The sequence below is a fragment of the Ruegeria sp. L11 genome (assembly GCF_056531755.1).
Map to the genome: position 1 here is coordinate 1 of NZ_JBQFMI010000042.1, position 2,403 is coordinate 2,403.

3 protein-coding genes are annotated in these 2,403 nt (G+C 59.3%); 1 reads left to right on the plus strand and 2 read right to left on the minus strand.

Annotation, left to right across the window (positions count from 1 at the left end):
* Positions 1-1,499, minus strand: a 1,499-nt coding sequence (hpaE, locus tag ACR0CE_RS20440) for a 5-carboxymethyl-2-hydroxymuconate semialdehyde dehydrogenase (RefSeq protein WP_480833605.1), incomplete at its 3' end; no start/stop codon positions are given.
* A gap of 3 nt (positions 1,500-1,502) precedes the next feature.
* Positions 1,503-1,901 (minus strand): 5-carboxymethyl-2-hydroxymuconate Delta-isomerase, encoded by a 399-nt coding sequence (locus ACR0CE_RS20445; RefSeq protein ID WP_267365252.1) that lies wholly within the window; start codon positions 1,899-1,901, stop codon positions 1,503-1,505.
* Between the two features lie 107 nt (positions 1,902-2,008).
* Between ACR0CE_RS20445 and hpaR the strand changes: the two genes are divergently transcribed.
* Positions 2,009-2,403: homoprotocatechuate degradation operon regulator HpaR (hpaR, locus tag ACR0CE_RS20450; RefSeq protein WP_480484966.1), on the plus strand; the 395-nt coding region annotated here is incomplete at its 3' end.

The following is a 2,403-nucleotide window of genomic DNA, read 5'->3' on the forward strand; positions in this document are numbered from 1 at the left end:
AGCTGCATGATGTTGTGGTTTCCGGTTGCGAAGCCGACGTGTTTTTGTTCCATGTAGAACTCGAAGCTCCAGTTGCCGCCGTCGCGGCCGATACCGGATGCTTTGACGCCGCCGAACGGGGTGGGCAGGTGGCGGACGTTTTCCGAGTTCACCCAGATCATCCCGGCTTCTAACTTGTCGGTGAACCGCAAGGCGCGGGTCAGGTCATTGGTCCAGACATAGCCGGTCAGACCGTATGGTGTGTCGTTGGCAATCTGCAGCGCCTCGTCCTCGGTCGAGAACGGGATCGAGGTCAGAACCGGGCCGAATATCTCTTCGCGCGCGATACGCATCTGGTTATTGGCATCGGTAAACAGGGTTGGGCGAATGAAGTACCCTGTGTCGCCCACCTTGACACCTCCGGCGGCGACAGTCGCACCGTCTTCTTTGGCGATGTCAAAATAGGAAGTCACCTTGTTATAGTGCTCCTCGGTCACCAGGGGCCCGATCTCGGTCGCAGGATCCAGCGGATGGCCGACCTTGATGGTGTTGACCCGCTCGATCAGCTTTGCCTCGAACGCGTCCTTGATGGTGTCCTGCACCAGCAGGCGCGAGGATGACGTGCAGCGCTCGCCATTGATCGAGTAGATCATGAAGATCACCGCATCCAGCGCCCGGTCGAGATCGGCGTCGTCGAACACAACAACCGGGTTCTTGCCGCCCAGTTCCAGATGCATCCGCTTGAGCGTATCGGCACCTTGTTTGGTGATGATGCTGCCGGTGCGGCTTTCACCGACAAAGGCGATCGCCTTGATCAACGGATGCTCCGTCAACGCCTTACCCGCATCGGGGCCGAACCCGTTCACGGTGTTCAGCACACCCTTGGGCAGCCCGGCCTCTTCGGCGATCTCCACCAGCAGGCGAGCGGACAGCGGAGAATCTTCGGCCGGTTTGTGAACCACAGTGCACCCGGCAGCCAAAGCAGGTGCGATCTTCCATGTCGACAGCATGAACGGCGTGTTCCACGGCGTGATCACCCCCACCGGACCAATCGGAACGCGCGTGGTGATGTTCATCAGGGTCGGCGACTTAAGGTGCTGACCGTCCCGCGCCTGGACCACCTGATCCGCGAAATACCGGAAATTCTCGGCCCCCCGCAGCGCGGCCTTGGACATAAAGCGCAGGGTCTGGCCGGTGTCCCAGCATTCACACAGCGCAATTTCCTCGGCACGGGCCTCGATCGCATCGGCAACGTTCAGCAAGATGCGGCGCCGCTCGGTGGCAGGCATGTCGCGCCAACCGGCAAATGCGGCGTGGGCGGCATTGGCGGCAGCGTCGATATCATCGGCTGTGCCATGGGCGACATCGCAGATCACCGACCTGTCAACCGGGGAGGTGGATTGGAACACCCCTGCGGAACCGTCGCGATCTTCGCCCGCGATCCGGTTCTTGATGCCGGTTTCCTTAAACCGGGCCAGAAAGCCCGCCAGCTTCTCGATATTCGTATCCAGTGCGCTCATGGATCAGGTCTCCTGGTTGGTCGCGCCCAAATGGTCCCGGATCGTGCCGGTCTTGGGCGAAAGGTCTGGGTCAATGTCACGCATCTCAAGCGAGAGCGCGATGGAATGTCCGGCGAAGGCGGGGGACAGATAGGCCTCAACCGCCTCAAAAATGCGCTGCGTGGCGTCCCGTTTGACATCCGCAGCCCGGCCAGCGCGCAGGCGGATCGAGATATCGATAAACCCATGCGCCGGATTGCCGTCCGCGATGGCATAGTGATCGACCCGCGTGGCCCGGACACGAATACCGGGCAGGGGAAATGTCTTGATCCCGGCAGCCGTGGCCCGGATGCATTCGCACAAGCCACTCATATCGATCCTGTCTTCCAGATTGCCGGAATACTCGACGTGAAAATGTGGCATGTGCTCCCCTCCAATGGTAAACATGTTTAGTAAATTGGAGCCCCCGCTGTCAAGAACTTGCTTTGTTAATCTTTGCATCTTTTGACTCCGCGAATTAGAAGACTGTCATGAGTGAACAAAGCCACACCAAGAACACCTCGCGCGCCCTTCCGATTGCCTTGCTGCGCGCACGCGAAACCGTCATGGCCCCCATCCGGGACATGCTGCAGGGGATACAACTGACCGAGCAGAAATGGCGCATCCTGCGCGTGCTGGACGAGTTGGGTGAAGTGGAGCAAAGCTCGATTGCCAAAGAGGCCTGCCTGCTGTTGCCAAGCCTCACCCGCATCCTGCGCACGATGGAAGCCGAAGGCCAAATATCACGCCGCCAGGACAGCCACGACAAACGACGCACAATGGTGAAGATCACAAACGAAGGACGAAACATCCTCGCCGAAAACCTCGGAACCTCTCTGCAGATCTACCAAAGCATCGAAAAACAAATGGGACGAGAAAAACTCAA